A 24966-nucleotide genomic window follows, 5' to 3' on the forward strand; every position below is an offset into this window, starting at 1 on the left:
GGCTGCGATGGCAGCAGGAAAGGAGAATATAATATATGAAATGGAATAAGTTCACACTGAAAACAAAGACCGACGTGGAGGACATCATTATCTCCACACTGGCGGATATCGGCATCCAGGGTGCTGAGATAGAGGATAAACAACCTTTGACAGAGGAGGATAAAAAGCAGATGTTTGTGGACATCCTGCCGGATATGCCCGAGGATGACGGTGTGGCATATCTGAATTTCTATCTGGATGAGGATGAAAATGTAGAGGAAATGCTGGAGAAGGTGAATGCCGAGCTGTCAGAACTCCGCAATTTCGTGGATATCGGTGAGGGTACCATCACCACATCCGAGACAGAGGACAAGGACTGGATCAACAACTGGAAACAGTATTTCAAACAGTTTTACGTGGATGATATTCTGATCATTCCCTCCTGGGAGGAAGTAAAGGAGGAAGACAGGGACCGCATGATCATCCATATTGACCCGGGAACCGCGTTCGGAACGGGCATGCATGAGACGACACAGCTCTGCATCCGCCAGCTTAAGAAATATGTGACATCCGAGACAGAGCTTCTGGATGTGGGGACGGGAAGCGGCATTCTGTCCATTGTGGCCTTAAAGCTGGGAGCAAAACACGCAGTGGGAACTGACCTGGACCCATGTGCAGTACCGGCTGTGGAGGAGAATAAGGAAGTGAATGATATTCCTGCAGCGAGCTTTGACATGATGATCGGAAACATCATTGATGACAAAGCCATTCAGGACAGGGTGGGATATGAGAAATACGATATTGTGGCAGCCAACATTCTGGCAGATGTGCTGGTGCCGCTCACCCCGGTCATTTTGAACCAGCTGAAAAAGGGTGGTATTTATATCACATCAGGTATCATTGATGACAAGGAAGAAACTGTGGTGAAGGCAGTGAAGGATGCTGGCCTTGAGATCCTTGAGGTGACACATCAGGGTGAGTGGGTATCCGTGACTGCCAAAAAGAAATAAGGAGCGTTTTCATGTACCGTTTTTTCGTAGAGCCTTCCCAGGTGGAGGATCACACCATCCGCATCCTGGGCAGTGATGTAAACCATATTAAAAATGTGCTCCGCATGAAAACAGGAGAGGAGATCCTCATAAGCTCAGGGGATGATCTGGAGTATGCCTGCTACATTGAGGAGCTGGGTGACAAGGAAGTCCTGGCGCATGTGATGTATGTGCAGGAGGCAGGATATGAGCTGTCTTCCAGGATTTATCTGTTTCAGGGGCTTCCAAAAGGTGATAAGATGGAGCTGATCATCCAGAAGGCCGTGGAGCTTGGAGTCCATGAGGTGATTCCCGTGGCAACCAGGCGCGCTGTGGTAAAGCTGGATGGAAAAAAAGAAGAAAATAAGATTCGCCGCTGGCAGGCCATTGCCGAGAGCGCGGCAAAGCAGTCAAAACGTATGTATGTGCCGGAAGTCAGACATGTGATGCGTTTTAGCGAAGCCGTAGAGCATGCGAAAGAGCTGGACGTGGTGCTTCTGCCCTACGAACTGGCAAAAGACATGAAAGAGACAAAGAAGATCATTGATCAGATAGAACCGGGCCAGTCCATCGGTATTTTTATCGGACCGGAGGGCGGGTTTGACGAGGAAGAAGTGCGTATGGCGGCAGACATGGGAGCCAGGGCCATCACACTGGGAAAACGAATTCTGCGGACAGAGACAGCAGGGCTTACCGTCCTCTCTGTCCTGATGTTTGCACTGGAGGAATAGAATGGAAGCGTATCTGGACAACTCAGCCACCACAAAATGTTTTGAAGAGGTAAAGGACATTGTGGTGAAAACCATGATGGAGGATTACGGCAACCCATCAGCCATGCATTTAAAAGGCGTGGAAGCGGAACGGTATGTGAAGGAAGCAGCCTCCGCCATTGCCAAAACCCTGAAAGTACAGGAGAAAGAGATTTTCTTCACCTCCGGTGGAACAGAATCGGACAACTGGGCCCTTGTGGGTACTGCGTATGCCAACTGCAGGCAGGGAAAGCACATCATTACCACATCTTTTGAGCACGCGGCAGTCTCTGTCCCTCTGGAATGGCTGAAGGAACAGGGGTATGAGATCACGGTCATTCCGGTGGATGAGAGAGGAAATCTGTCCCTGGAAAAACTGGAGGCAGCAATCCGCCCTGATACGATCCTGGTATCCACCATGTATGTGAATAATGAGATGGGAGCGGTTGTGCCTGTGGAGGCAGCGGCTAAGCTGGTACATGACAGGAACCCGAAGACCGTATATCATGTGGACGCCATACAGGGATACGGAAAGTACAGGATCTATCCGAAGCGTATGGGGATCGATCTGCTCTCTGTGAGCAGCCATAAGATTCATGGGCCGAAGGGCGTAGGATTCCTGTATGTCAGCGAAAAGGTTAAGATCCATCCCATGATCCTGGGAGGCGGGCAGCAGAAGGGCATGCGTTCCGGCACAGACAATGTACCGGGGATTGCGGGCCTTGGCACTGCGGCACGCATGGTCTATGAGAACCATGAGGAAAAAATGGAAAAGCTGAGAGCGCTTAAGACTTATCTGGCAAAGAACCTGTCGGAAATGGAGCGGGTGGTTATCAACGGGCCGCTGCCGAAGGACGGGGCACCTCACATTATAAATGCCAGCTTTCTGGGCGTGAGGAGCGAAGTGCTGCTGCACACCCTGGAGGACAAGGGAATCTATGTATCTGCGGGAAGTGCCTGTTCCAGCCACAAGCGGGCAGCAAGCGCCTCCATGACAGCCATATCCGCCGACCAGGAACGGCGGGAATCGGCCATTCGTTTCAGCCTCAGTGAATTTACCACAAAAGAGGAGCTTGATTATACACTGGAGCAGATCAGAACTGTACTGCCTGTGCTCCGGAAGTATGCAAGGCACTGATAAAGGAAAGGAATAGAATATGTATAAAGCATTTTTAATAAAATATGCGGAGATAGCGATCAAGGGAAAGAACCGCTATATCTTCGAGGACGCTCTGGTGGACCAGATCCGCCACGTGTTAAAGGGCGTGGATGGAGAATTTGACGTGGTGAAGGAGAGGGGCAGGATCTATGTGTTTGCCCGGGGAGAATATGATTATGAGGAGACTGTGGAGGCGCTGAAGCGGGTGTTCGGTATCTTCGGCATCTGTCCTGCTGTTGTGCTTCAGGACCAGGGATACGAGGAGCTGGCGAAGGCCGTTGTATCCTACACACAGGAGGTTTACGGTGATAAGACCATGACCTTTAAGATGGATGTGAGGAGAACGAAAAAGAGTTATCCCATGAATTCCATGGAACTGAATGCGGAGCTGGGCGGAGAGATCCTGGATGCCTGCCCCAATATGAAAGTGGATGTGCACAAACCGGATGTGTTTATCCATGTGGAGATCAGGGATAAGATATATCTGTATTCCCAGGTGATCCCGGGACCCGGCGGCATGCCTGTGGGCACCGGCGGCAGAGCCATGCTTCTTCTGTCCGGCGGCATTGACAGCCCGGTGGCCGGCTATATGATCGCAAAACGCGGTGTAAAGATTGACGCTGTGTATTTCCACGCGCCGCCGTACACCAGCGAACGCGCGAAACAGAAGGTTGTGGACCTGGCTAAACTGGTGGCACGCTACAGCGGCCCCATCCGTCTGCATGTGGTCAATTTCACGGATATTCAGTTATATATTTATGAAAAGTGCCCTCATGAGGAGCTGACCATCATTATGCGCCGCTATATGATGAAGATCGCTGAGGCATTTGCGGAGAAGGACGGCTGTCTGGGACTGATAACCGGAGAGAGCATAGGACAGGTTGCAAGTCAGACCATGCAGAGCCTGGCAGCCACAAATGAAGTGTGCTCCATGCCTGTATTCCGCCCGGTGATCGGATTTGACAAGCAGGAGATCGTGGATGTGGCCCTGAAGATCAACACATATGAGACTTCCATCCTTCCCTATGAGGACTGCTGTACCATTTTCGTGGCCAAACATCCTGTGACAAAGCCGAGCCTGAAGGTCATCAAGCGCTCTGAGGAAAAACTTCAGGAGAAGATAGAAGAGATGATGGAGGAAGCCATCCAAACGGCAGAGACGATCATCTGTGAATAAATAAGCAGAAAAAAAGGACTGCCCCCGGGCAGTCCTGGCTGTTGCTTTGTCGGAATGAATCTCGATTAGTCTACTAAATATGGTTTTAATACAGTTAAGATGTCATCTAAAGCGCCATCAGCTGCATGGATGTTCAAGTCAATAGCTTTGGATAAATCTAAGCTGAAGATACCCATGATGGACTTAGCGTCGATAACGTATCTTCCGGATACTAAATCAAAATCATAATCAAATTTTGTAATTTCATTCACGAATGATTTTACTTTGTCGATAGAATTCAGTGAAATTTTTACTGTTTTCATTGGAAAAATCCTCCCTTACCTATTCCGTTTTTTGCTTCTTACAAGACTTATGTTACCGTTTATGGCAAAAAAAGTCAATATAAAAAAGGGAGAAATAAAATACAAAGAATATGACAACTATTCGTCAAAACGCTTAACGAATTATCACGATAAAGAGGTTTAGAATGAAAAAAAAAGTAGCATTGCACAATTTGGGCTGTAAAGTCAACGCTTACGAGATAGAAGCCATGCAGCAGATGCTGGAACAGGCAGGGTATGAGATCGTGCCTTTTGCGCCCGGGGCGGACATTTATATCATCAATACCTGTACGGTCACCAACATTGCGGATAGGAAATCAAGGCAGATGCTCCACAAGGCCAAGAAGATGAATCCGGATGCCGTGGTGGTGGCAGCAGGCTGCTATGTACAGGCAAAAAAAGATGAGGCACAGATAGACGAGGCCATTGATATTGTGCTGGGAAACAACAAAAAACAGGATCTGCTGGCTGTATTAGAGCAGTATGACAGGGAAAAGGGCCAGGAAAAAGAACTGATAGACTTAAAAGAACCGGTGGAGTATGAGGAACTGAAGCTCTCCTCCACAGGGGAGCACACCAGAGCTTACCTGAAAGTGCAGGACGGATGCAATCAGTTCTGCAGCTACTGTATTATCCCCTATGTGAGGGGGCGTGTGAGAAGCCGGAAAAGGCAGGAGATCGTAGACGAGGTGAAACGGCTTGTTAAGAACGGCTACCAGGAATTTGTCCTCACAGGCATCCACCTGAGTTCCTACGGTGTGGACTGCAGTGATTCGCTTCTTCAGCTCATTCTGGCTGTCCATGAGATCGAGGGAGTGAAAAGAATTCGCCTGGGATCTTTAGAACCCCGTATTATTACGGAAGAATTTGTCAAAACTATAAGCAGCTTATCTAAAATATGTCCTCATTTCCATCTGTCCCTGCAGAGCGGCTGCGATGAAACCCTGAAACGCATGAACAGGAGATACACTGCCGAAGAGTACCTGGACGGCTGTGCACTTCTGCGTAAATATTTTGACCATCCGGCTCTCACCACGGATGTGATCGTGGGATTTCCCCAGGAGTCAGAGGAAGAATTTGAAAAGTCCAGAGACATGATAGAGCGCGCGGGCTTTTACGAGACCCATATCTTCAAATATTCCAGACGGGAGGGCACCCGGGCTGACCGCATGGAAGGACAGATACCGGAACAGGTAAAGACAGCCAGAAGTCATGTGCTGATCGAGCTGGGAAAACAGCAGAAACAGAAATTTATGGAATATTATCTCGGCAGAGAAGTGGAGATCCTCTTTGAGGAGCAGGCCCAGATCCATGGTAAAACATATTGGATCGGCCATACCAGAGAGTATTTGAAAGTGGCAGCAGAGACAAAAGAAAGCCTGGAGAATTGCATAAAAATTGGCAAAATTGGCGGATTTGTCGAAGATGGCGTTTTTATTTGCGCAATATAATGGTTGAATTTCCCTCCAAGATATATTAGAATAAGGATATGGTTTAGAGAACTATCCGGCGGTTGCGATCCGAATAGGTAACCCGAATAGTTACAAGTTTAGATAAGGGCGTGAGAGATTATGGAGAATAATTTAGGAAATACTCAATATTTCAAAGTGAAGACAGAACCGGAAGTCCGGGTAAAGGAAGTTCTGGACCTGGTATACAATGCTATGGCGGAGAAAGGATATAATCCGGTAAACCAGATCGTTGGTTACATCATGTCCGGCGACCCGACTTATATCACCAGCTACAAGGGTGCCAGAAGTACCATTATGAAAGTAGAGCGTGATGAGTTAGTGGAGGAGCTTTTGAAGGAGTATATCAAGAACGAATCCTGGAAGCGTGACTGATGATGAGAATCATGGGACTTGACTATGGCTCTAAGACAATAGGGGTGGCGATCAGCGACCCTCTGGGTCTTACTGCCCAGGGAATCGAAATTATCCGTCGGGAAGATGAAAATAAACTTAGAAAATCCCTTCGCCGGATTGAAGAGCTTGTAAGCGAATATCAGGTGGAAGAGATTGTTCTTGGATTTCCCAAGAACATGAATAACACCATAGGAGAACGGGCGCAGAAGTCTCTGGAGCTGAAGGAAATGCTGGAGAGAAGATGCGGACTGCCTGTGATCATGTGGGATGAAAGGCTGACTACTGTTGAGGCCAACCGTACGCTCATGGAAAGCGGCGTGCGCAGAGAGAACAGAAGTAAATACGTGGATATGATAGCTGCAGTGTTTATTTTGCAGGGCTATCTGGATGCAAAAGCAAACCCGGGTACAGTTTGATTTCAGCTTGATACCGTATTTGGACTATTGAGGGAAAGAAGGCTCGTTTCCGGGTTTGGGCGTTTATGCACGTAAAAAGAACGACAGAAAGGAAGAATGTATGGAGACAATTATTTTTGATGGAGAAGACGGAACAGAATTGGAGTTAGGAATTCTGGAACAGACAAGAGTGAACGGAAGCGTATATCTGCTGGTAGTGGATCCCGACGATTCGGACGATGAAGGGGCAGCAGCATATATTTTAAAGGACATTTCAGAGGATGGCGAAGAAGAAGGCTGCTACGTGTTCGTGGAAGACGATACGGAATACGATGCGGTTTTTAAGGTCTTTGAAGCCATGTTAGAGGACATTGAATTTGAAAATTGAACGGAGAAATTGGAGGAATTAACTTGAAAAAAAACAACAACTCAAAATTGAAGATCATTCCTTTGGGCGGGTTGGAACAGATAGGAATGAATATTACTGCCTTTGAATATGAGGACAGTATTGTCGTAGTGGACTGCGGTCTGTCATTTCCGGAGGACGATATGCTGGGAATTGACCTTGTTATACCGGACATCACATATCTGAAGGACAATATTGACAAAGTCAAAGGTTTCGTTATCACCCATGGTCATGAGGATCATATTGGGGCGCTTCCTTACGTGATGAAGGAGATCAATATCCCCATCTATGCAACAAAGCTTACGATCGGATTAATCGAGAATAAATTCAAAGAGCATAACCTGCTTAGAAGTACCAAGAGAAAAGTGATCAAACATGGACAGTCCATCAATCTGGGCTGCTTTCGTATAGAATTTATCAAGACAAACCACAGCATTCAGGATGCCTCCGCGCTGGCAATTTATTCACCTGCGGGAATCGTGGTGCATACCGGTGACTTCAAAGTGGACTATACTCCTGTGTTCGGAGACGCCATTGATCTGCAGCGGTTTGCGGAAATCGGAAAGAAAGGTGTACTGGCACTTATGTGCGACAGTACCAATGCAGAGCGCAAGGGATTTACCATGTCCGAGCGCACGGTTGGAAGGACCTTTGACAATATATTTGCAGAGCATAAGAATACCAGGATCATCATTGCCACCTTTGCATCCAATGTAGACAGGGTGCAGCAGATCATTAATTCTGCTTACAAATACGGCAGGAAAGTGGCTGTGGAGGGCCGAAGCATGGTCAATGTCATCGGAACAGCTTCTGAACTGGGATATCTGAGGATTCCGGACAAGACGCTTATTGAGATTGACCAGCTTAGGAATTATCCGGACGAGAAGGTGGTGCTGATCACCACGGGAAGCCAGGGCGAGTCCATGGCAGCCCTGTCCAGGATGGCAGCCAGCATTCACAAGAAAGTGACGATCAAGCCCAACGATACGATCATTTTCAGTTCCAACCCCATTCCGGGTAATGAAAAGGCAGTATCCAAGGTGATCAATGAACTGAGCATGAAAGGCGCAGACGTTATTTTCCAGGATGCCCACGTATCCGGACATGCCTGCCAGGAGGAAATCAAGCTGATCTATTCCCTGGTAAAACCCAAATACGCCATCCCGGTGCACGGTGAATACCGCCACCTGAAAGCCCAGGCAGGTCTTGCCCTGGATTTGGGAATCCCGAAAGAAAATGTGTTTATCCTGCAGTCCGGCGATGTGCTGGAACTGAATGAGGAGGAACCTGCTAAAGTTACAGGCAAAGTGCGCACAGGCGCTATCCTGGTTGACGGACTTGGTGTGGGCGATGTGGGAAATATCGTGCTTCGTGACCGCCAGCATCTGGCAGAGGACGGTATCATGATCGTGGTGCTGACTCTGGAGAAGCGTTCCAGCCGTCTATTGGCAGGACCGGACATAGTCTCCCGTGGTTTTGTGTATGTAAGGGAATCGGAAGATTTGATGGATGAGGCCAGAATTGTGGTGGAGGACGCCATTGATGTGTGCCTGGACAAGCATATAACAGACTGGGGCAAAATCAAGAATGTGATCAAGGACTCCCTGGGTGAATTTTTATGGAAGAGAACCAAGAGAAATCCCATGATTCTGCCCATCATCATGGAGGCTTAAGAAGATGAGTATAATCGACGTCTGCGTGGACAAGCTGGTGCATGCAATCAAAAACGGCGTTGTCTACAAGCAGTACTGCACGGCTCTGGAAGAGATCAAGGCGGTCCCGGGGCTGAAGGAACAGGTAGATGAGCTGCGCAAGCTGAATTATCAGATTCAGGCAGAAGGTGACGATATCAATCTCTATGATGCGATTGATGATATAGACAGCAAGATGGATGAACTGTGCAGGATTCCGGAGGTAAACCGTTTCCTGGAAGCGGAGCTTACGCTGTGCAGACAGCTTCAGAGTATTGACGCTTCCATTCATCAGGGAATACAGTTGGATATTCCGGATCTTTAACAAAACAGGCTGTTTTCGGCCGGCGCTTTTCATGCCGGGCCGGAAACGGGTTATAAGGAGAACAACATGGCAAAAGGAATCAGAAAACAGGGTGCGGCATCTATAATGGCAAGCGGATTTTTCAGGCTGGCAGTTTATGCCTGTATTATATTTGCGGTCATTTTTGTGGGCAAGTCTGCCTATGATTTCGGGTATGCGATCTTCAATGAGGTTCCGATGGCTGAGGGAGAGGGAACAGATATCACGGTTGTGATCAAGGATGGTTCCTCTGTCTATCAGATAGGCAAGATCCTGAAGAAAAAGGGCCTGATCGAGGACGCAAAGGTCTTCGTAGTACAGGAGAAACTGTCCAATTATAAGAATAAACTTCAGGCAGGTACCTATATTCTGAATACCAATATGACAGCAGAAGAGATGATGGCAATTCTGGCCCGGGAGAATGTGGACGGCCAGCCCACCCAGGGTGGCGGTACAGACGGCAATTCGGCTGTACAGGATACCTCGGAGACCGGCGGGGAAGGCACAGACCAGGGAACAGAATAGCAGAGGAAATAAAAGTGATAGTTGACGAGAGAATGGTAACCTATATCAATTCCCTGGACAGAGGAAACACCCCCTTTCTCAATGAACTGGAGAAAAAAGCCAGGGAGGACAGGGTGCCTGTCATCCGCAGGGAGATGCAGAGTTTCCTGAAAGTATTGCTTCAGATAAAACGTCCCCGCCTCATTTTAGAGGTGGGGACTGCTGTTGGGTTCTCCACGCTTCTGATGAGCGAATACGCGCCGGAGACGTGCAGGATCACCACCATAGAGAACTATGAGCAGCGGATACCCATTGCGCAGGAAAATTTCAAAAAAGCGGGCAAAGAGGACCGGATCACCCTGCTTTGCGGGGATGCTGCCCGGGTATTAACAACGCTGGAGGGTCCTTATGACCTGATTTTTATGGATGCTGCCAAGGCGCAGTATATCCATTTTCTGCCGGAAGTGTTAAGGCTTCTCGGACCGGGAGGAATCCTAGTGTCCGACAATGTGCTGCAGGACGGGGACCTGATCGAGTCCCATTTTGCCGTGGAGCGCAGGAACCGCACCATTTACAAAAGGATGCGGGAGTATCTCTATGTGCTGAAGAACCATGAAGAACTGGAAACCTCCATACTGCCTCTGGGAGATGGAGTGACTCTGAGTATAAAGAAACAGAAACAGGATGGATAAAATGAGAAAAAAACCAGAATTACTGATTCCCGCCAGCAGCCTGGAAGTTCTGAAGATCGCTGTGATCTACGGCGCAGATGCCGTATACATCGGCGGCGAGGTGTTCGGACTGAGGGCAAAAGCCCGGAATTTTTCCATGAAGGATATGGCGGAAGGTATTGCCTTTGCCCACAGATACGGGGTGAAAGTGTATGTGACAGCCAATATCCTGGCTCACAACAGGGATTTGGAGGGTGTGCGGGAATATTTTGAAGAGTTAAAAGAGATCAAGCCGGATGCACTGATCATATCAGACCCCGGTATTTTTATGATCGCAAAGGAAGTCTGCCCGGAGATTGAGCGGCATATCAGCACCCAGGCCAACAACACCAATTACGGCACTTACCGGTTCTGGCATGAACTGGGGGCTAAGCGCGTGGTGTGTGCAAGGGAGCTTTCCCTGGAGGAGATCAGGGAGATTCGTGCCAATATTCCCAGGGATATGGAGATTGAGACATTTATCCATGGGGCTATGTGCATTTCCTATTCGGGAAGATGCCTGCTGAGCAATTTCTTCACAGGAAGAGACGCCAACCAGGGGGCTTGTACCCATCCCTGCCGCTGGAAATACTCCATTGTGGAGGAGACAAGGCCGGGGGAATATATGCCCGTCTATGAGAACGAGAGAGGGACTTATATTTTCAATTCCAAGGATTTGTGCATGATCGAGCACATGGATGATATCCTGACAGCGGGGATTGACAGCCTGAAAATAGAAGGGCGCATGAAGACCGCCCTGTATGTGGCAACAGTGGCCAGAACCTACAGAAAAGCCATAGATGACTATTTTGACAGCCCTGAACTTTATCAGAAAAATATGCCCTGGTACAGGGAACAGATTATGGGATGCACCTACAGACAGTTCACCACCGGATTTTTCTATGGGAAACCGGATGAAACTGCACAGATATATGACAGCAATACTTATGCCAAGGACTATACTTATCTGGGATATCTGGAAGACAGGACGCCGGAAGGGCTGTACCGCATCACCCAGAGGAATAAATTCCTCGTGGGAGAGACGATAGAGGCCATGAAACCGGACGGAGAGAACCGCCCGGTGGTTGTGAAAGCCATATATGATGAGGAAGGGAATTCCTGTGAAAGTGCCCCGCATCCCCAGCAGGTGCTGTATGTGGATTTGGGGGAAGGACTTGAACTGTACGATATTTTAAGACGGAAGGAAGCAGTTCCGGAGCTTTAAGACAGCATTTTTTTCAATACGGGAGACATAAGAGCGGCTGATATTCAGCCGCTTTGCTATTTCCCTCTGTGTCAGTTCCTTTTCTCCGTAGAGGCCGTACCGCAGCTTGAGCACCTCCAGTTCCCGTTCACTGAGCACCTGGTCCAGAAGCCCGTAGAGCTTTCTGATATCCTCCTTCAGCGAATAGTGGTCCACCACGTCTACCGGTTCATTTTCAATCACATCCAGAAGATTTATCTCATTGCCCTCCTTGTCTGTTCCGATAGGCTCGTAGAGGGAAACTTCCTTGTTGGTCTTTTTCTTGGAACGCAGCAGCATAAGGAGTTCATTGTCAATACATCGCGCAGCATAGGTGGAGAGACGGTTGGATTTCTCTCCGTTGAATGTATGGATGGCCTTAATAAGCCCAATGGTTCCGATGGAAATCAAATCATCTAAATCTTCCTCAACCCCTTGATATTTTTTCACAATATGTGCAACAAGGCGCAGATTGCGCTCTATGAGAATATTTTTAGCTTCCTGGCTGCCCCTTTTGTATTCTTGAAGATAATACTTCTCTTCTTCGGAAGTCAAGGGCTTAAGAAATGTTTTCAAGCAGCTTTACCTCAAAGGGATTTAATTATAGTCTATGAGCAAATCCGCCAAATTGTGCTTTTCCCACTCATTTAGGGACGGGTAGGCTGCAAAAAAACTCAGTTCATGCTTCTGGGATAAGGTTTTTTCTCGTCTGTCAGACCTGCAAGATAGTCCATGCTGGTATCCAGGGCAAGAGCAATCCTTTTGCACTGTTCAAAGGTGTAGTAGCGTTTTCCGTTTTCGATTTTAGAGTAATCGCTCTGATCAATGCCGGTCAGGTGCTGCATTTTGATCTGGGTATATCCCCTTTTGATTCTTAAGTCTTTTAATCTGGACAATTCATATACCTCTTTTCTTTTTTGAAACAGCCTGTAACCGTTCATCTTTATGCATCCGGTCGTCTGGAAGCCGCTTCATAAGGCCGGATGCCTATTGGCATTGGGGTTCCGTACGGTCAGCGCTGGAAATGCAAAGATTTGTCTGAATGGTTACTACAGCTCTCCATTGTTAATCAATTATGGCGTTGTGACCTATTGACTCTAGGGTGAAATTGACCTATAATCTTATGAAAAAGAGTAGAAGCAGAGGGCTGTTTATATGGGCGGGAATTACAATAGTCAGCAGCAGGGAAGTGACTGTACGCAGGGCGGCATGAGCCTGCTGTCTGTGGAGTGGAGCTGTACGGGACAGGGGATGGCTAAGTACCGGACAGGGAGCGGGGAATATGCTTTATTTATCATAACCAAAGGGAGCGGAAGTATAACAGCAGGCGGGAAAGATTATGGCGTAAACGTGGGAAATGTGCTGGCGGTCACCCCGGAGACGGAAGTGAAAATCCAGGGAAACGCGCAGAATTTCTTCTATTATATCCGTCTGTGTTCCTGTGGTGCCCAGGTGGAGGAATGTGTCAGGGAGGCCGGTCTTGCCGGGGAGACGCCCCTTCGTTCTGCAGACTGTCTGGCGGAACTGACAAGGACAGTCAGAGATATGCTTGAGGCGGGAAGTGCGGATTATGTGGAGCGGCTGGAACAGAACTGCCGTGTGACGAAGATATGGATCGATCTGATCGAGGATTACAGGAGATCCCTGGGGCAGACAGGATATAAAGTGCCGGACAGCAGGGGCAGAGCCGGAGAAATACAGGAGATTGCCGCATATATGAAAGCGCATATGGAGCAGAGCCTGAAAATCGAGCAGATCGCCCGGGAACATGGAATGAACAGAAGCGGTCTGACCAGACAATTCCGGACAGTCATGGGATGCCCGCCCCAGCAGTATCTCCTGCAGGTGAGGATGGAGAGGGCAAAGGAACTTCTGCGTGATACGCAGGATACGATTGGTGAGATCGCTGCCCGGGTAGGATACAGGGATGCGCTGGCATTTTCGCATATCTTTAAGGAAAAATGTGGGATAGGGCCAAGGGAGTACAGGAAGGATCAGGCCCATGAAAACGGATAATATTTAAGAAGATTATGTGTATTATAGGTAATCGAGGAAGAAATAGCCGGTATTTGGTTCTGAAATACCAATAATTCTTAAGAAGGATACAGAAATTATAGGTAATCGAGGAAGAAATAGCCGTTTTTTGGTTCTGAAATACCAATAATGCTTAAGAAGGGTAGAGAAATTATAGGTAATCGAGGAAGAAATAGCCGTTTTTTGGTTTTGAAATACCAATAATTCTTAAGAAGGGTAGAGAAATTATAGGTAATCGAGGATGAAATAGCCGTTTTTTGGTTTTGAAATACCAATAATTCTTAAGAAGGGTAGAGAAATTATAGGTAATTGAGAAGGCATTGGCATAAATTTAGTCCTGGAATACCAATAATTTTTCAGAGTAATATATGATTTGCAGGTAAGCAGGGTGATTGGGTTTTATAATAAAAAATCCAGTCAGCCATTGCGTGGCAGAAAAAAATATGATACAGTAATAATAAGTCAGAAAGCGGATTCCCGCATTTCTTTCCAGGTGGTTCCACCGTTGTTTCCAAAACAAATGAAGCAAGTAAAAAGAGAATATGTACACCCGCGCCGGAGGGGTATTTCTGTCCTGCTGCGGGGGAAAGGAGTATCTGTATGTTCAGCAGTGTTATGTCAGCAGCTATCTGCGGTGTGAACTGCGTTCCTGTACGGGTAGAGGCGGATGTGAGCAGCGGTCTGCCTGTATTTAATATGGTCGGATACCTGTCATCCCAGGTGAGGGAGGCTCAGGAGCGGGTGAAAACGGCGATCAGAAACACGAAGATCAGCCTGCCGCCCAAAAGGATCACGGTTAATCTGGCGCCGGCAGATGTGCGGAAGGAGGGGAACCGGTTTGACCTGCCCATTGCAGCCGCACTTCTGGCAGCGTTCGGATACATAGAAGAGGAGAAATTAAGCGGTGTGATGCTGGCCGGTGAACTGGGGCTGGACGGCAGGATAAACAGCGTCAGAGGTATCCTGCCTCTGGCAGAGACCGCGGCGCAAAACGGGTGCTGGCTCTGTATCGTTCCTGTGGGCAACTGCAGGGAGGCATTGGCAACAGGAAAGATAAAGGTTCTGGGAGTGGAGTCCCTGCAGGAGTTTCTGGACACGTCTGGCAGGGAAAAATGGGGTGTGGAAGACCAGAGGATATATGACCGGGAGAATCTTAAGGAACCTGTTTATAATGTGGATTTCAGGGAGATCCAGGGACAGGAGACTGTGAAACGGGCTGCCGTGATCGCGGCTGCCGGGTTCCATAACTTTCTCATGACAGGGCCTCAGGGTGCGGGGAAGACGATGATCGCCCGCAGGATTCCCACCATCATGCCGCGGCTTTCCAGAGAGGAGAGTCTGGAAGTATCCAGAATATACAGTGTCGCAGGGCTTTTGACAGAGGAACAGCCATTTATGTCAGCAAGGCCATTTCGGGCACCGCATCACACCATTTCTCCCCAGGCGCTGGCCGGAGGCGGCAGAATTCCAAGGCCCGGGGAAATCACACTTTCACACAGAGGCGTTCTTTTTCTGGACGAAATTCCTGAATTTTCCCACAATTCCATAGAAATACTGAGACAGCCCCTGGAGGAGCATAAGGTAATGATCGCCAGAACCGGGGGTTCTTATGAATTTCCGGCACACTGTATGCTGGTGGCAGCAATGAACCACTGTCCCTGCGGCAGATATCCGGATCTGAAGCGCTGTACCTGTACGGACAGGGATATCAGCAGGTATGCCGGGAAAATCAGCGGCCCCATACTGGACCGGATAGACATCTGCGCAGAAGCGGCCTGCATGACGTATCAGGAGATTTCCGGCGGGAAGGCAGGACAGAGTTCGGCAGAGCTTATGAAAAGGGTAGAAAAGGCATTTTTGGCACAGCAGGACAGGTATCAGGGGCTGAAGGTATGCTATAATTCGGAACTGTCCGGAAAACAGGTGGAAAAATACTGCAGTGTCAGCCGTGAAGGACAGCGCCTTTTGGAAAAAGCTTACGAAAAGATGAATTTAAGTGCCAGGGCCTATCATAAGATTTTAAAGACAGCACGTACGATCGCAGACCTGGATGGGGAAGAAGAGATCAAGGAAGCACAGATCAGTGAGGCTGTGTGCTACAGAGGACTGGAGAGAAAGAAGGTATGAAATACATGGAAAAAGAGAAGATTTTCTGCTGTTCCAAGACAGGAAAAGCCTATCCGGACAAGCTCAGATGTTTTGAGGACATGCCGGAATATTTGTATGTGAAGGGAAAACTTCCGGACAGCCGTAAAAAGAGTGTGGCTATTGTGGGGGCCAGAAGGTGCAGCAGTTACGGCAGCTCCCAGGCGTATTACTTTGCAAAAGAGCTGTCCCGGTTCGGGATCCAGATCATAAGCGGAATGGCCAGAGGTGTGGACGGCTGGGCGCACAGGGGAGCGCTGGACGGCGGAGGAGAGACCTTTGCGGTTCTGGGCAACGGTGTGGATATCTGTTACCCCAGGCAGAATATGGATATATATAGAAGGATTCCGTTCCGGGGAGGCGTACTTTCAGAGTATGAGCCGCAGACACCGGCCCTTCCCTACCATTTCCCAAGGAGGAACCGGCTCATCAGTGCACTGGCGGATCTGGTACTGGTCATAGAGGCAGGGAAAAAGAGCGGTTCCCTGATCACTGTGAACTTTGCACTGGAGCAGGGAAAGACCGTTTATGCCCTTCCGGGGCGCCTGGGGGATACACTCAGTGAGGGATGCAACAACTTGATTTTTGAAGGCGCAGGCATTGCAAACTCCGTGGATATTATTCTGGATGAACTTCAGATTTCGGAAAAATTAAAAACAGATTTGGAGGCAAAATCAAACTTTAGGCTTGCAAGCCGGGAAGAAATGGTGTATAGTTGTCTGGATTTGAGGCCAAAATATCTGGAAGAGATTTTCCTTCAGGTAGAACTAAATCCTGGGGAAATTCAGGAAATATTATTGAAACTGGAATTGAAGGGGCTTGTAGCAGAGCCAGTCAAAAATTATTATGCCAGAACGGGAGGTTGAGATGGCGAAATATTTAGTGATTGTGGAATCACCGGCAAAAGTGAAGACAATCAAGAAATTTCTCGGTTCAAATTATGAGGTCATGGCGTCCAACGGACATGTAAGGGATCTTCCCAAAAGCCAGCTTGGAATCGACGTGGAGAATGATTACGAACCTAAATATATAACTATCAGGGGAAAGGGGGATATCCTGGCGGGGCTTCGCAAGGCCGCGAAAAAAGCGGACAAGGTATATCTTGCAACTGACCCCGACCGTGAAGGAGAAGCCATTTCCTGGCACCTGTCCAAAGCGCTGAAACTGGACGAGAAGAAGATGCGCAGAATTACATTCAATGAGATTACGAAAACTGCAGTGAAAGCTTCTATTAAAGAGGCGCGCGACATTGACATGAATCTGGTGGATGCGCAGCAGACCAGAAGAATGCTGGACCGCATGGTTGGTTACAGGATCAGTCCGGTACTCTGGGCTAAGGTGAAAAGAGGGCTCAGTGCGGGCCGTGTACAGTCAGTGGCCCTGCGCATCATCGGGGACCGTGAGGATGAGATCAATGCATTTATCCCTGAGGAATACTGGACACTGGATGCGGAATTTGCTGTCAAAGGCGAAAAGAAGCCGCTGATCGCCAAGTTCTATGGAAATAAAAACAAAAGAATGAGCATCGGCTCAAGGGAAGAACTGGATAAGATCCTTGCCGGGCTGGAGGGCGCCAGCTATGAAGTGGCTGAGGTGAAGAAGAGCGAGAGAACGAAAAAGCCGCCGCTTCCGTTTACTACCAGTACCTTACAGCAGGAAGCATCGAAAGTGCTGAATTTTTCCACACAGAAGACCATGCGTCTGGCGCAGCAGCTCTATGAGGGAATTGATATTAAAGGGAACGGCACAGTGGGTGTTATCACCTATCTGCGTACAGACTCCACCAGGATTTCTGAGGAGGCTGAATCTGCCGCTCATGAATACATCACTTCCCAGTATGGGCCGGAATACACTCTGACCCAGGAGAAAAAGGATGATAAGAAGAAAAAAATACAGGATGCCCATGAAGCCATCCGTCCAACAGATATTTCAAGGACACCTGCTTCTCTGAAGGAATCTCTGAGCAGAGACCAGTTCAGGCTGTATCAGCTCATCTGGAAACGCTTTACTGCCAGCAGGATGCAGAATGCAAAATATGAGACTACATCCGTGAAGATCAAGGGCGGAGAGTATTATTTTACCATGGCTGCCTCTAAGCTGAAATTCGACGGCTTTATGGCTGTCTATGTGCAGGAGGATGAGGAGAAGACAGAGAATTCTTTCCTTGCAAAAGGACTGGACGAGAGCACAGAGCTTTCCTTCCAGGGATTCCATGAGCAGCAGCATTTTACACAGCCGCCGGCACATTATACGGAGGCTACACTGGTAAAAGCGCTGGAGGAACTGGGAATCGGACGTCCAAGTACCTATGCCCCTACGATCACCACGATCATTGCAAGGCGGTATGTGGCGAAGGAGAATAAGAATCTGTATATGACGGAGCTGGGCGAAGTCGTTAATAATATTATGAAGAAGTCATTCCCCAGTATTGTGGATGTGTATTTTACGGCCACAATGGAGGAACTGCTGGACAGTGTGGGGGAAGGACTTGTGCAGTGGAAGACTGTGATACGGAATTTCTATCCGGATCTGGAGGATGCAGTGCAGACTGCGGAGAAAGAGCTGGAGGAAGTGAAGATTGAGGATGAGGTGACAGATGTTATCTGCGATCTGTGCGGGCGGAATATGGTGATCAAATATGGACCGCACGGGAAGTTCCTGGCTTGTCCGGGATTTCCGGACTGCAGGAATACGAAGCCTTATCTTGAAAAAATCGGTGTTCCCTGTCCTGTCTGCGGGAAAGATGTGGTGCTGCGCAGGAGTAAGAAGGGGCGCCGGTATTATGGATGTGAGAATAATCCGGAATGCGAGTTTATGTCATGGCAGAAGCCTTCTAAGGAGAAATGCCCGAATTGCGGTGGGTATATGCTGGAGAAGGGGAATAAGATTGTTTGTGCGGATGAGCATTGTGGGTTTGTGATGATACGGAAGAAGGATGAGGTGGAGCAGGAGGCCTGATCTGTGTAAGTGAGAGGGTGGCAGGAGCGGAGGTTGTCTAAGGCGGACGATACCTGCCGCACAAAGTCCCTGGGGGCCAGTCGGCAGATGGGGATGGACTAATGGAAAAAAGCGGGAAGAATGGGTGAACCGGATAGAACCGCAGACAAAACTGATGTTTTGTCTGCTCAGCTATCCTTAGAATTTGCTTTTGTGAAGCAAATTCTATCACCCATTCTTCCCGCTTTTTCCCATAAGTCCATCCAGCCATCTGCCTCCAATGGCCCCCAGGGACTTTGTGCAGCAGGTATCTGGAAGTGGGAAAAACAGTGCATGCGGAAAGTGCTGGATGGGTGTTTACACAGGTATTTGGTAGAGAGAAAAGAGATGTATGCGGGAGGTGCTGGATAGATGGTCCACAGGTATCTGGCAGTGAGAAAAACAGTGCATGCGGAAAGTGCTGGATAGGTGTTAATACAGGTATCTGGAAGTGGGAAAGGCAGTGTATGTGGAAGGTGCTGGATGGGGGGCACACAGGTATTTGGCAGTGAGAAAAGGGATGTGTAGGGAAAGAGGAGTTGGGGGTAAGGTTGGGGGAAAAGGGGGTGGTATCTGACATTGGGGGATGGGGGGAGGGAAGAGTTGGAGAATGGGGGAAAGTATCTGACAGACGGGGAAAGTAAGGGAAGTCTGGGAAATTTCAATTGTTTTGAAAGTTAAGTTTGTGGGAAAGAGATAAATAGACAGAAAATAAAAAAATCATGCATTGATTTCAGAATAATTGTGTGTTAAAATAAAAAAGGATATAGAGAATAGAAATTAGCGGTTATATTCTGTAGGAATAGAGTGAAAGGAGGTCGCTATGAGCGTACAGTTATTGGATAAAACCAGAAAGATTAACAAACTGCTTCATAACAACAATTCTTCTAAGGTGCTGTTCAACGACATTTGTGAGGTGATGGTGGAGACTTTGGATTCTAATATCCTGGTTATCAGCCGGAAAGGAAAGGTGCTTGGTGTAGGTACCTGTCCGGGCGTGGAGGAGATTACGGAATTGATTGACAGTGAAGTGGGAGGATATATTGATAAACTGCTCAATGAACGTCTGCTGGGCGTGCTGTCAACAAAGGAGAACGTGAATCTCCAGACACTGGGATTTGAAGGCGAGAACATCAGTAAGTATATGGCGATCATCAGCCCCATTGATATTGCCGGCGAGAGACTGGGTACCCTTTTTATGTACAGGGATCAGAAAGGGTATGATATTGAGGATATTATTGTAAGTGAATATGGAACAACAGTGGTTGGGCTGGAAATGATGCGTTCTGTACATGAGGAGAATGCAGAGGAGAACCGGAAGATCCAGGTTGTGAAATCTGCGTTCAATACGCTTTCTTTCTCAGAATTGGAAGCGATCATCCATATTTTTGATGAGCTGGACGGGGACGAAGGAATTTTGGTTGCCAGCAAGATCGCAGACAGAGTGGGAATCACACGTTCCGTGATCGTCAATGCGCTGAGAAAATTCGAGAGTGCCGGCGTTATTGAGTCCAGGTCCTCAGGCATGAAAGGAACCTATATCAAAGTGCTCAATGAAGTGATCTTTGATGAATTGGAAGAGATCAAGAAACGCAAACTGGTGAAAAAACAGTAAATGCATGGAAAGAAAACCGGAGGTTATTCATATAGTAGGAAATAACCTCCGGTTTTCTTTGGGTTTTTATATTTTTACGGAAAATACTGTATGCGGTCAGCAGATTTGGGCTAAACTTTTGCTATGGGATGGCCCGGAACCCGGTTTTCATGCGGAAATATAAAGATTCTAAAATAAATATAAAATTCAATGAAAATTAAAAAGATGAGATAAAACGAGAATACAAGAGAAAAAATGAGAAATAATTAGTATTAACTCAATTAATTGGAGATGAAAGAAGTTGCAGAAATGCGGCAGATTCACTAATATATGACTAACGGTTAGCACTCGAATCAAATGAGTGCTAATAACAAGCAGAGAATTCTAAAAGGAGGCAATAGATATGAAATTAGTACCATTAGGAGACAGAGTTGTATTAAAACAGTTGGTTGCAGAAGAGACCACAAAATCCGGAATCGTGTTACCGGGCCAGGCACAGGAAAAGCCACAGCAGGCAGAAGTTGTAGCAGTAGGACCGGGCGGAGTGATTGACGGCAAAGAGATCAAAATGGAAGTTGCCGAAGGTGACCAGGTGATCTACTCCAAATATGCTGGTACAGAAGTGAAGCTTGACGGCGAAGAGTACATCATCGTTAAGCAGAGCGATATCCTTGCAGTAGTAAAATAACAGGAAGCTGTCGGCGAAGAGACAGCAGCAGAAGCTGATTTTACGGAAACTCTATTAACATGAATAAAACCAGAAAACAGAAATAGACATTATTTAATTTCAGGAGGAATCGAATCATGGCAAAAGAAATCAAATACGGCGCAGAAGCAAGAGCTGCCCTTGAAAGTGGTGTAAACCAGTTAGCTGATACCGTTCGTGTAACTTTAGGACCGAAAGGAAGAAACGTTGTTCTTGACAAATCTTTCGGCGCTCCGCTTATCACAAACGACGGTGTTACAATCGCAAAAGAGATCGAGCTGGCAGACGGATTTGAAAACCAGGGTGCTCAGCTGATCAAAGAAGTTGCATCCAAGACAAACGATGTAGCAGGTGATGGTACCACCACAGCAACTGTTCTGGCACAGGCAATGGTAAACGAAGGTATGAAGAACCTGGCAGCAGGCGCTAACCCGATCATCCTGAGAAAAGGTATGAAGAAAGCAACAGATGTTGCAGTTGACGCTATTCAGAAGATGAGCGGCAAGATCGAAAGAAAAGACCAGATCGCAAGAGTAGCAGCTATCTCCGCCGGCGATGATGAAGTGGGCGAAATGGTAGCAGATGCTATGGAAAAAGTAAGCAATGACGGTGTTATCACAATTGAAGAATCCAAGACCATGAAGACAGAGCTGGATCTGGTAGAAGGTATGCAGTTTGACAGAGGTTATATCTCCGCATACATGGCTACAGATATGGATAAGATGGAAGCTGTTCTGGATGATCCTTATATTCTGATCACTGACAAGAAGATCTCCAACATCCAGGATTTACTTCCTATTTTAGAGCAGATCGTAAAATCAGGCGCAAAACTGCTGATCATCGCTGAAGACATTGAAGGCGAAGCTCTGACAACCCTGATCGTAAATAAATTAAGAGGAACCTTCTCCGTGGCAGCAGTCAAAGCTCCGGGATATGGTGACAGAAGAAAAGAGATGCTGCAGGATATCGCGATCCTGACAAACGGTACTGTGATCTCCGACGAACTGGGTCTGGAATTAAAAGACGTTACCATGGATCAGTTAGGACGTGCAAAATCTGTTAAAGTACAGAAAGAAAGCACAGTTATCGTTGACGGCGAAGGCAACAAAGAAGATATCAATGCAAGAATCGCTCAGATCAAACATCAGATCACTGAGACAACATCTGAATTTGATAAAGAAAAATTACAGGAAAGACTTGCAAAACTGGCCGGCGGCGTTGCTGTTATCCGTGTAGGTGCTGCTACCGAGACAGAGATGAAAGAAGCAAAACTGCGTATGGAAGATGCCCTGAATGCTACAAGAGCAGCAGTTGAGGAAGGTATCATCGCAGGCGGCGGATCTGCTTACATCCACGCATCCAAAGAAGTTGAGAAACTGATCGCAGGACTGGACGGAGATGAGAAGACAGGTGCTAAGGTTGTTCTGAAAGCTCTGGAATCCCCGCTGTACCACATTGCAGCAAATGCCGGTCTGGAAGGTTCTGTTATCATCAACAAAGTAAAAGAATCCGAGACAGGTGTAGGATTTGACGCATTAAACGAGAAATATGTGGATATGGTCAAAGAAGGTATCCTGGATCCTACAAAAGTTACAAGAAGCGCACTGCAGAACGCAACAAGCGTTGCAGGTACTCTGCTGACAACAGAAGCTGTTGTTTCCAACATCAAAGAAGAAACACCGGCTATGCCGGCAGGCGGTGCTCCTGGAATGGGAATGATGTAATATATAATAGAAATTTCACATTTCTTATGCCGGTGTCATATGGACACCGGCATTTCTTTGTGATAGACTTATAAGCAAAAGCTGATACTAAAGGAGGAAAACATGAACGACGCGTACTCAGAGCTGCTCGTGAAAAAGGAGCAGACGATGAAGGAGAAGGCAATCAAGGTACTGGTTATCGCATTGATCGTACTGGCTGCAGTTGCCGGTATTTTATTTACACCGATTGCCCTGGTTGTAGCTGTGGTTCTGGGAGTGGCTGCCTATTTTCTGCTGCCGAACCTGGATCTGGAATTTGAATATCTCTATGTGAATGGAGAACTGGACATTGACAGGATCGCTTCCAAGGCAAAGAGAAAGAGAATAAAGAGCCTGGACCTTTCCAAGATGGAAATTATGGCACCCCTCAAGTCACATCGTCTGGACTACCAGAATCATAATAAAAATATGAAGGTTTTTGATTTTTCATCCGGAAATCCATCTCATAATATTTATGCCATGATCATCCCGGACGACAAAGAGGTTTGTAAAGTGCTGATCGAGCCGGACATGGAATTGATCAAAAATATTGAAAAAAGCTGTCCGAGAAAAGTTTTTACGGATTGACAGGTTTGTCGTAATTTGTTATATTATTTTACTATAAACAAACGAAGGGAGAACGAAAATGGGTAAGATTATTGGTGAAGGCATTACTTTTGACGATGTGCTGCTGGTTCCGGCATATTCCGAAGTAATCCCCAATCAGGTTGATTTGTCGACGAATCTGACAAAAAAAGTGAAGTTAAATATTCCGATGATGAGTGCAGGGATGGATACAGTTACCGAATATCGTATGGCGATCGCCATGGCGAGACAGGGAGGTATCGGTATCATTCATAAAAATATGTCTATAGAAGCACAGGCAGATGAGGTGGACAAGGTAAAACGTTCCGAGAACGGTGTTATCACAGATCCTTTCTATCTCTCACCTGAACATACTCTGGAGGATGCCAACAATCTGATGGCAAAATTCCGTATTTCTGGTGTTCCCATTACTGAGGGCAGGAAGCTGGTAGGTATTATCACCAACCGTGATCTGAAATTTGAAGAGGATTTCAGTAAGAAGATCAAAGAGAGCATGACATCAGAGAATCTGGTCACAGCCAGAGAAGGAGTGACTTTAGAGGAAGCAAAAAAAATCCTGGCAAAATCAAGAAAAGAAAAACTTCCGATTGTCGATGAAAACTTCAACTTAAAAGGTCTTATTACCATTAAAGATATTGAGAAACAGATAAAATATCCGTTATCCGCAAAGGACGAGCAGGGAAGACTGCTGTGCGGTGCCGCAGTGGGTATCACAGCCAATGTCATGGCACGTGTTGACGCGTTAGTGGAGGCACAGGTCGATGTTGTTGTTGTGGACTCAGCCCATGGACATTCCGCCAACATTCTCAAAGCAGTCAGAGAGATCAAAACAAAACATCCGAATCTGCAGGTAGTTGCAGGTAATGTGGCAACCGGAGCAGCTACAAAAGCCCTGATCGAGGCTGGTGTGGATGCTGTCAAGGTTGGTATCGGACCCGGTTCCATCTGTACCACACGTGTGGTTGCAGGTATCGGTGTACCGCAGATCACTGCAATTATGGAATGCTATGCTGCCGCAAAAGAGGCAGGCATCCCGATCATCGCAGACGGTGGTATCAAGTATTCAGGAGATATGACAAAAGCCATTGCGGCAGGAGCCAATGTCTGCATGATGGGCAGTATCTTCGCAGGATGTGACGAAAGCCCCGGAGATTTTGAATTATACCAGGGAAGAAAATACAAAGTTTACCGCGGCATGGGTTCCATTGCGGCAATGGAGAACGGCAGCAAGGACCGTTACTTCCAGCAGGATGCCAAGAAACTGGTTCCGGAAGGCGTGGAAGGACGAGTTGCTTACAAAGGCCATGTGGAGGATACCGTATTCCAGTTAGTGGGTGGTCTCCGCTCCGGAATGGGTTACTGCGGTGCAAAAGATATCGAGACTCTGAAGCAGACCGGTCAGTTTGTAAAAATCACAGCTGCGTCTCTGAAAGAATCTCATCCGCACGACATTCACATTACAAAAGAAGCACCGAATTACAGTGTAGACGAATAATAGGAAGCACAGGCATTGTGTATCTCCTATCGATACAAGAACAGAGGCTGTTGCTAAAGTGGCAACAGCCTTTTGTCTTATAAAGGGGAAGCCTGTGAT

At 47.4% G+C, this 24966-nt stretch carries 25 protein-coding genes; 22 read left to right on the forward strand and 3 right to left on the reverse strand.

The genetic code is table 11. The features are described 5' to 3' along the window. Window positions 1-35 precede the first annotated feature (35 nt). The 4 genes from prmA to thiI are packed head-to-tail and all read left to right on the forward strand — an operon-like array spanning window position 36 to window position 4092. Window positions 36-989 carry a 50S ribosomal protein L11 methyltransferase gene (prmA, locus tag WMO65_RS03940; protein WP_054351939.1) on the forward strand — a complete coding sequence of 318 codons (954 nt, stop codon included), beginning with the start codon at window positions 36-38 and terminating at the stop codon, window positions 987-989. An 11-nt stretch (window positions 990-1000) separates the two neighbouring features. Next, complete coding sequence (locus tag WMO65_RS03945) at window positions 1001-1738, forward strand: 16S rRNA (uracil(1498)-N(3))-methyltransferase (RefSeq protein WP_103731485.1); 738 nt, start codon at window positions 1001-1003, stop codon at window positions 1736-1738. A 1-nt stretch (window position 1739) separates the two neighbouring features. Continuing rightward, window positions 1740-2894, forward strand: coding sequence for a cysteine desulfurase family protein (locus WMO65_RS03950; protein WP_148392643.1), 1155 nt, complete (start codon window positions 1740-1742; stop codon window positions 2892-2894). Window positions 2895-2913: 19 nt separating this feature from the next. Beyond that, the gene (gene thiI / locus WMO65_RS03955; protein ID WP_148392642.1) at window positions 2914-4092 is read left to right on the forward strand and encodes a tRNA uracil 4-sulfurtransferase ThiI; all 1179 of its coding nucleotides are present in this window, start codon (window positions 2914-2916) and stop codon (window positions 4090-4092) included. 65 nt (window positions 4093-4157) lie between these two features. Here the strand turns inward: thiI and WMO65_RS03960 are convergent, their stop codons facing one another. Further along, window positions 4158-4394 (reverse strand): HPr family phosphocarrier protein, encoded by a 237-nt coding sequence (locus WMO65_RS03960; RefSeq protein ID WP_018596059.1) that lies wholly within the window; start codon window positions 4392-4394, stop codon window positions 4158-4160. Between the two features lie 164 nt (window positions 4395-4558). Here WMO65_RS03960 and mtaB point away from each other — a divergent pair, with 164 nt between their 5' ends. From mtaB to WMO65_RS04005, 9 genes are all read left to right on the forward strand, one after another. After that, window positions 4559-5863: a tRNA (N(6)-L-threonylcarbamoyladenosine(37)-C(2))-methylthiotransferase MtaB gene (mtaB, locus tag WMO65_RS03965; protein WP_148392641.1), complete on the forward strand. Its 1305-nt coding sequence runs from the start codon at window positions 4559-4561 to the stop codon at window positions 5861-5863. 120 nt (window positions 5864-5983) lie between these two features. Then, entirely contained in the window at window positions 5984-6256 is a 273-nt protein-coding gene (locus WMO65_RS03970; protein WP_018596061.1) for an IreB family regulatory phosphoprotein, read from the forward strand. 2 nt (window positions 6257-6258) lie between these two features. Beyond that, on the forward strand, window positions 6259-6693 hold the full coding sequence (gene ruvX, locus WMO65_RS03975; protein ID WP_033142399.1) for a Holliday junction resolvase RuvX: 435 nt from the start codon (window positions 6259-6261) through the stop codon (window positions 6691-6693). A gap of 100 nt (window positions 6694-6793) precedes the next feature. After that, on the forward strand, window positions 6794-7060 hold the full coding sequence (locus WMO65_RS03980) for a DUF1292 domain-containing protein (RefSeq protein ID WP_033142373.1): 267 nt from the start codon (window positions 6794-6796) through the stop codon (window positions 7058-7060). Between the two features lie 23 nt (window positions 7061-7083). Next, entirely contained in the window at window positions 7084-8751 is a 1668-nt protein-coding gene (locus WMO65_RS03985) for a ribonuclease J (protein ID WP_033142374.1), read from the forward strand. 4 nt (window positions 8752-8755) lie between these two features. Beyond that, on the forward strand, window positions 8756-9094 hold the full coding sequence (locus tag WMO65_RS03990) for a YlbF/YmcA family competence regulator (RefSeq protein ID WP_033142375.1): 339 nt from the start codon (window positions 8756-8758) through the stop codon (window positions 9092-9094). Between the two features lie 66 nt (window positions 9095-9160). After that, a complete protein-coding gene (locus WMO65_RS03995; protein ID WP_052099587.1) occupies window positions 9161-9637 on the forward strand; it encodes an endolytic transglycosylase MltG in 477 nt (158 codons plus the stop codon). Window positions 9638-9651: 14 nt separating this feature from the next. Beyond that, window positions 9652-10308, forward strand: coding sequence for an O-methyltransferase (locus tag WMO65_RS04000; protein WP_148392640.1), 657 nt, complete (start codon window positions 9652-9654; stop codon window positions 10306-10308). A 1-nt stretch (window position 10309) separates the two neighbouring features. Then, window positions 10310-11551, forward strand: coding sequence for a peptidase U32 family protein (locus WMO65_RS04005; protein ID WP_033142377.1), 1242 nt, complete (start codon window positions 10310-10312; stop codon window positions 11549-11551). Here the strand turns inward: WMO65_RS04005 and sigK are convergent. Then, window positions 11519-12145 carry an RNA polymerase sporulation sigma factor SigK gene (gene sigK / locus WMO65_RS04010; protein WP_033142378.1) on the reverse strand — a complete coding sequence of 209 codons (627 nt, stop codon included), beginning with the start codon at window positions 12143-12145 and terminating at the stop codon, window positions 11519-11521. The two genes, WMO65_RS04005 and sigK, sit on opposite strands and share 33 nt — an antisense overlap. A 98-nt stretch (window positions 12146-12243) precedes the next feature. Then, window positions 12244-12510: a helix-turn-helix domain-containing protein gene (locus WMO65_RS04015; protein ID WP_081960452.1), complete on the reverse strand. Its 267-nt coding sequence runs from the start codon at window positions 12508-12510 to the stop codon at window positions 12244-12246. Window positions 12511-12724: 214 nt separating this feature from the next. Here WMO65_RS04015 and WMO65_RS04020 point away from each other — a divergent pair, with 214 nt between their 5' ends. The 9 genes from WMO65_RS04020 to guaB all read left to right on the forward strand — a co-directional run bounded on the left by WMO65_RS04020 (window position 12725) and on the right by guaB (window position 24867). Beyond that, window positions 12725-13585, forward strand: coding sequence for an AraC family transcriptional regulator (locus WMO65_RS04020; RefSeq protein WP_148392639.1), 861 nt, complete (start codon window positions 12725-12727; stop codon window positions 13583-13585). A gap of 618 nt (window positions 13586-14203) precedes the next feature. Continuing rightward, complete coding sequence (locus WMO65_RS04025) at window positions 14204-15730, forward strand: YifB family Mg chelatase-like AAA ATPase (protein ID WP_349063699.1); 1527 nt, start codon at window positions 14204-14206, stop codon at window positions 15728-15730. After that, window positions 15727-16614 carry a DNA-processing protein DprA gene (gene dprA, locus WMO65_RS04030; protein ID WP_103733226.1) on the forward strand — a complete coding sequence of 296 codons (888 nt, stop codon included), beginning with the start codon at window positions 15727-15729 and terminating at the stop codon, window positions 16612-16614. The genes WMO65_RS04025 and dprA overlap by 4 nt, the downstream gene beginning before the upstream one ends. 1 nt (window position 16615) lies before the next feature. Next, window positions 16616-18706 (forward strand): type I DNA topoisomerase, encoded by a 2091-nt coding sequence (topA, locus tag WMO65_RS04035; protein ID WP_033142381.1) that lies wholly within the window; start codon window positions 16616-16618, stop codon window positions 18704-18706. 841 nt (window positions 18707-19547) lie between these two features. Then, a complete protein-coding gene (gene codY / locus WMO65_RS04040) occupies window positions 19548-20339 on the forward strand; it encodes a GTP-sensing pleiotropic transcriptional regulator CodY (RefSeq protein ID WP_018596076.1) in 792 nt (263 codons plus the stop codon). Between the two features lie 382 nt (window positions 20340-20721). Beyond that, the gene (groES, locus tag WMO65_RS04045; RefSeq protein ID WP_033143764.1) at window positions 20722-21006 is read left to right on the forward strand and encodes a co-chaperone GroES; all 285 of its coding nucleotides are present in this window, start codon (window positions 20722-20724) and stop codon (window positions 21004-21006) included. A gap of 116 nt (window positions 21007-21122) precedes the next feature. Further along, complete coding sequence (gene groL, locus WMO65_RS04050) at window positions 21123-22748, forward strand: chaperonin GroEL (RefSeq protein ID WP_033143763.1); 1626 nt, start codon at window positions 21123-21125, stop codon at window positions 22746-22748. 102 nt (window positions 22749-22850) lie between these two features. Continuing rightward, a complete protein-coding gene (locus tag WMO65_RS04055) occupies window positions 22851-23354 on the forward strand; it encodes a DUF6106 family protein (RefSeq protein ID WP_033143762.1) in 504 nt (167 codons plus the stop codon). 58 nt (window positions 23355-23412) lie between these two features. Further along, the gene (gene guaB, locus WMO65_RS04060) at window positions 23413-24867 is read left to right on the forward strand and encodes an IMP dehydrogenase (RefSeq protein WP_033143761.1); all 1455 of its coding nucleotides are present in this window, start codon (window positions 23413-23415) and stop codon (window positions 24865-24867) included. The last annotated feature ends 99 nt before the right edge of the window (window positions 24868-24966 follow it).

The sequence above is a fragment of the Blautia caccae genome, from assembly GCF_040095955.1.
Taxonomy (GTDB): domain Bacteria; phylum Bacillota; class Clostridia; order Lachnospirales; family Lachnospiraceae; genus Blautia; species Blautia celeris.

Bases quoted from the DNA above. Each gene is read 5' to 3' on its own strand.
- dprA (WP_103733226.1), top strand. From the start codon at position 15,727: ATGAAATACATGGAAAAAGAGAAGATTTTCTGCTGTTCCAAGACAGGA.
- WMO65_RS03990 (WP_033142375.1), top strand. From the start codon at position 8,756: ATGAGTATAATCGACGTCTGCGTGGACAAGCTGGTGCATGCAATCAAA.
- thiI (WP_148392642.1), top strand. From the start codon at position 2,914: ATGTATAAAGCATTTTTAATAAAATATGCGGAGATAGCGATCAAGGGA.
- WMO65_RS03980 (WP_033142373.1), top strand. From the start codon at position 6,794: ATGGAGACAATTATTTTTGATGGAGAAGACGGAACAGAATTGGAGTTA.
- WMO65_RS03960 (WP_018596059.1), bottom strand. From the start codon at position 4,394: ATGAAAACAGTAAAAATTTCACTGAATTCTATCGACAAAGTAAAATCA.
- WMO65_RS03950 (WP_148392643.1), top strand. From the start codon at position 1,740: ATGGAAGCGTATCTGGACAACTCAGCCACCACAAAATGTTTTGAAGAG.
- ruvX (WP_033142399.1), top strand. From the start codon at position 6,259: ATGAGAATCATGGGACTTGACTATGGCTCTAAGACAATAGGGGTGGCG.
- codY (WP_018596076.1), top strand. From the start codon at position 19,548: ATGAGCGTACAGTTATTGGATAAAACCAGAAAGATTAACAAACTGCTT.
- WMO65_RS04015 (WP_081960452.1), bottom strand. From the start codon at position 12,510: ATGAACGGTTACAGGCTGTTTCAAAAAAGAAAAGAGGTATATGAATTG.
- WMO65_RS04020 (WP_148392639.1), top strand. From the start codon at position 12,725: ATGGGCGGGAATTACAATAGTCAGCAGCAGGGAAGTGACTGTACGCAG.
- mtaB (WP_148392641.1), top strand. From the start codon at position 4,559: ATGAAAAAAAAAGTAGCATTGCACAATTTGGGCTGTAAAGTCAACGCT.
- prmA (WP_054351939.1), top strand. From the start codon at position 36: ATGAAATGGAATAAGTTCACACTGAAAACAAAGACCGACGTGGAGGAC.
- topA (WP_033142381.1), top strand. From the start codon at position 16,616: ATGGCGAAATATTTAGTGATTGTGGAATCACCGGCAAAAGTGAAGACA.
- WMO65_RS04055 (WP_033143762.1), top strand. From the start codon at position 22,851: ATGAACGACGCGTACTCAGAGCTGCTCGTGAAAAAGGAGCAGACGATG.
- WMO65_RS03970 (WP_018596061.1), top strand. From the start codon at position 5,984: ATGGAGAATAATTTAGGAAATACTCAATATTTCAAAGTGAAGACAGAA.
- guaB (WP_033143761.1), top strand. From the start codon at position 23,413: ATGGGTAAGATTATTGGTGAAGGCATTACTTTTGACGATGTGCTGCTG.
- WMO65_RS03995 (WP_052099587.1), top strand. From the start codon at position 9,161: ATGGCAAAAGGAATCAGAAAACAGGGTGCGGCATCTATAATGGCAAGC.
- WMO65_RS04005 (WP_033142377.1), top strand. From the start codon at position 10,310: ATGAGAAAAAAACCAGAATTACTGATTCCCGCCAGCAGCCTGGAAGTT.
- WMO65_RS04025 (WP_349063699.1), top strand. From the start codon at position 14,204: ATGTTCAGCAGTGTTATGTCAGCAGCTATCTGCGGTGTGAACTGCGTT.
- groL (WP_033143763.1), top strand. From the start codon at position 21,123: ATGGCAAAAGAAATCAAATACGGCGCAGAAGCAAGAGCTGCCCTTGAA.
- groES (WP_033143764.1), top strand. From the start codon at position 20,722: ATGAAATTAGTACCATTAGGAGACAGAGTTGTATTAAAACAGTTGGTT.
- WMO65_RS03945 (WP_103731485.1), top strand. From the start codon at position 1,001: ATGTACCGTTTTTTCGTAGAGCCTTCCCAGGTGGAGGATCACACCATC.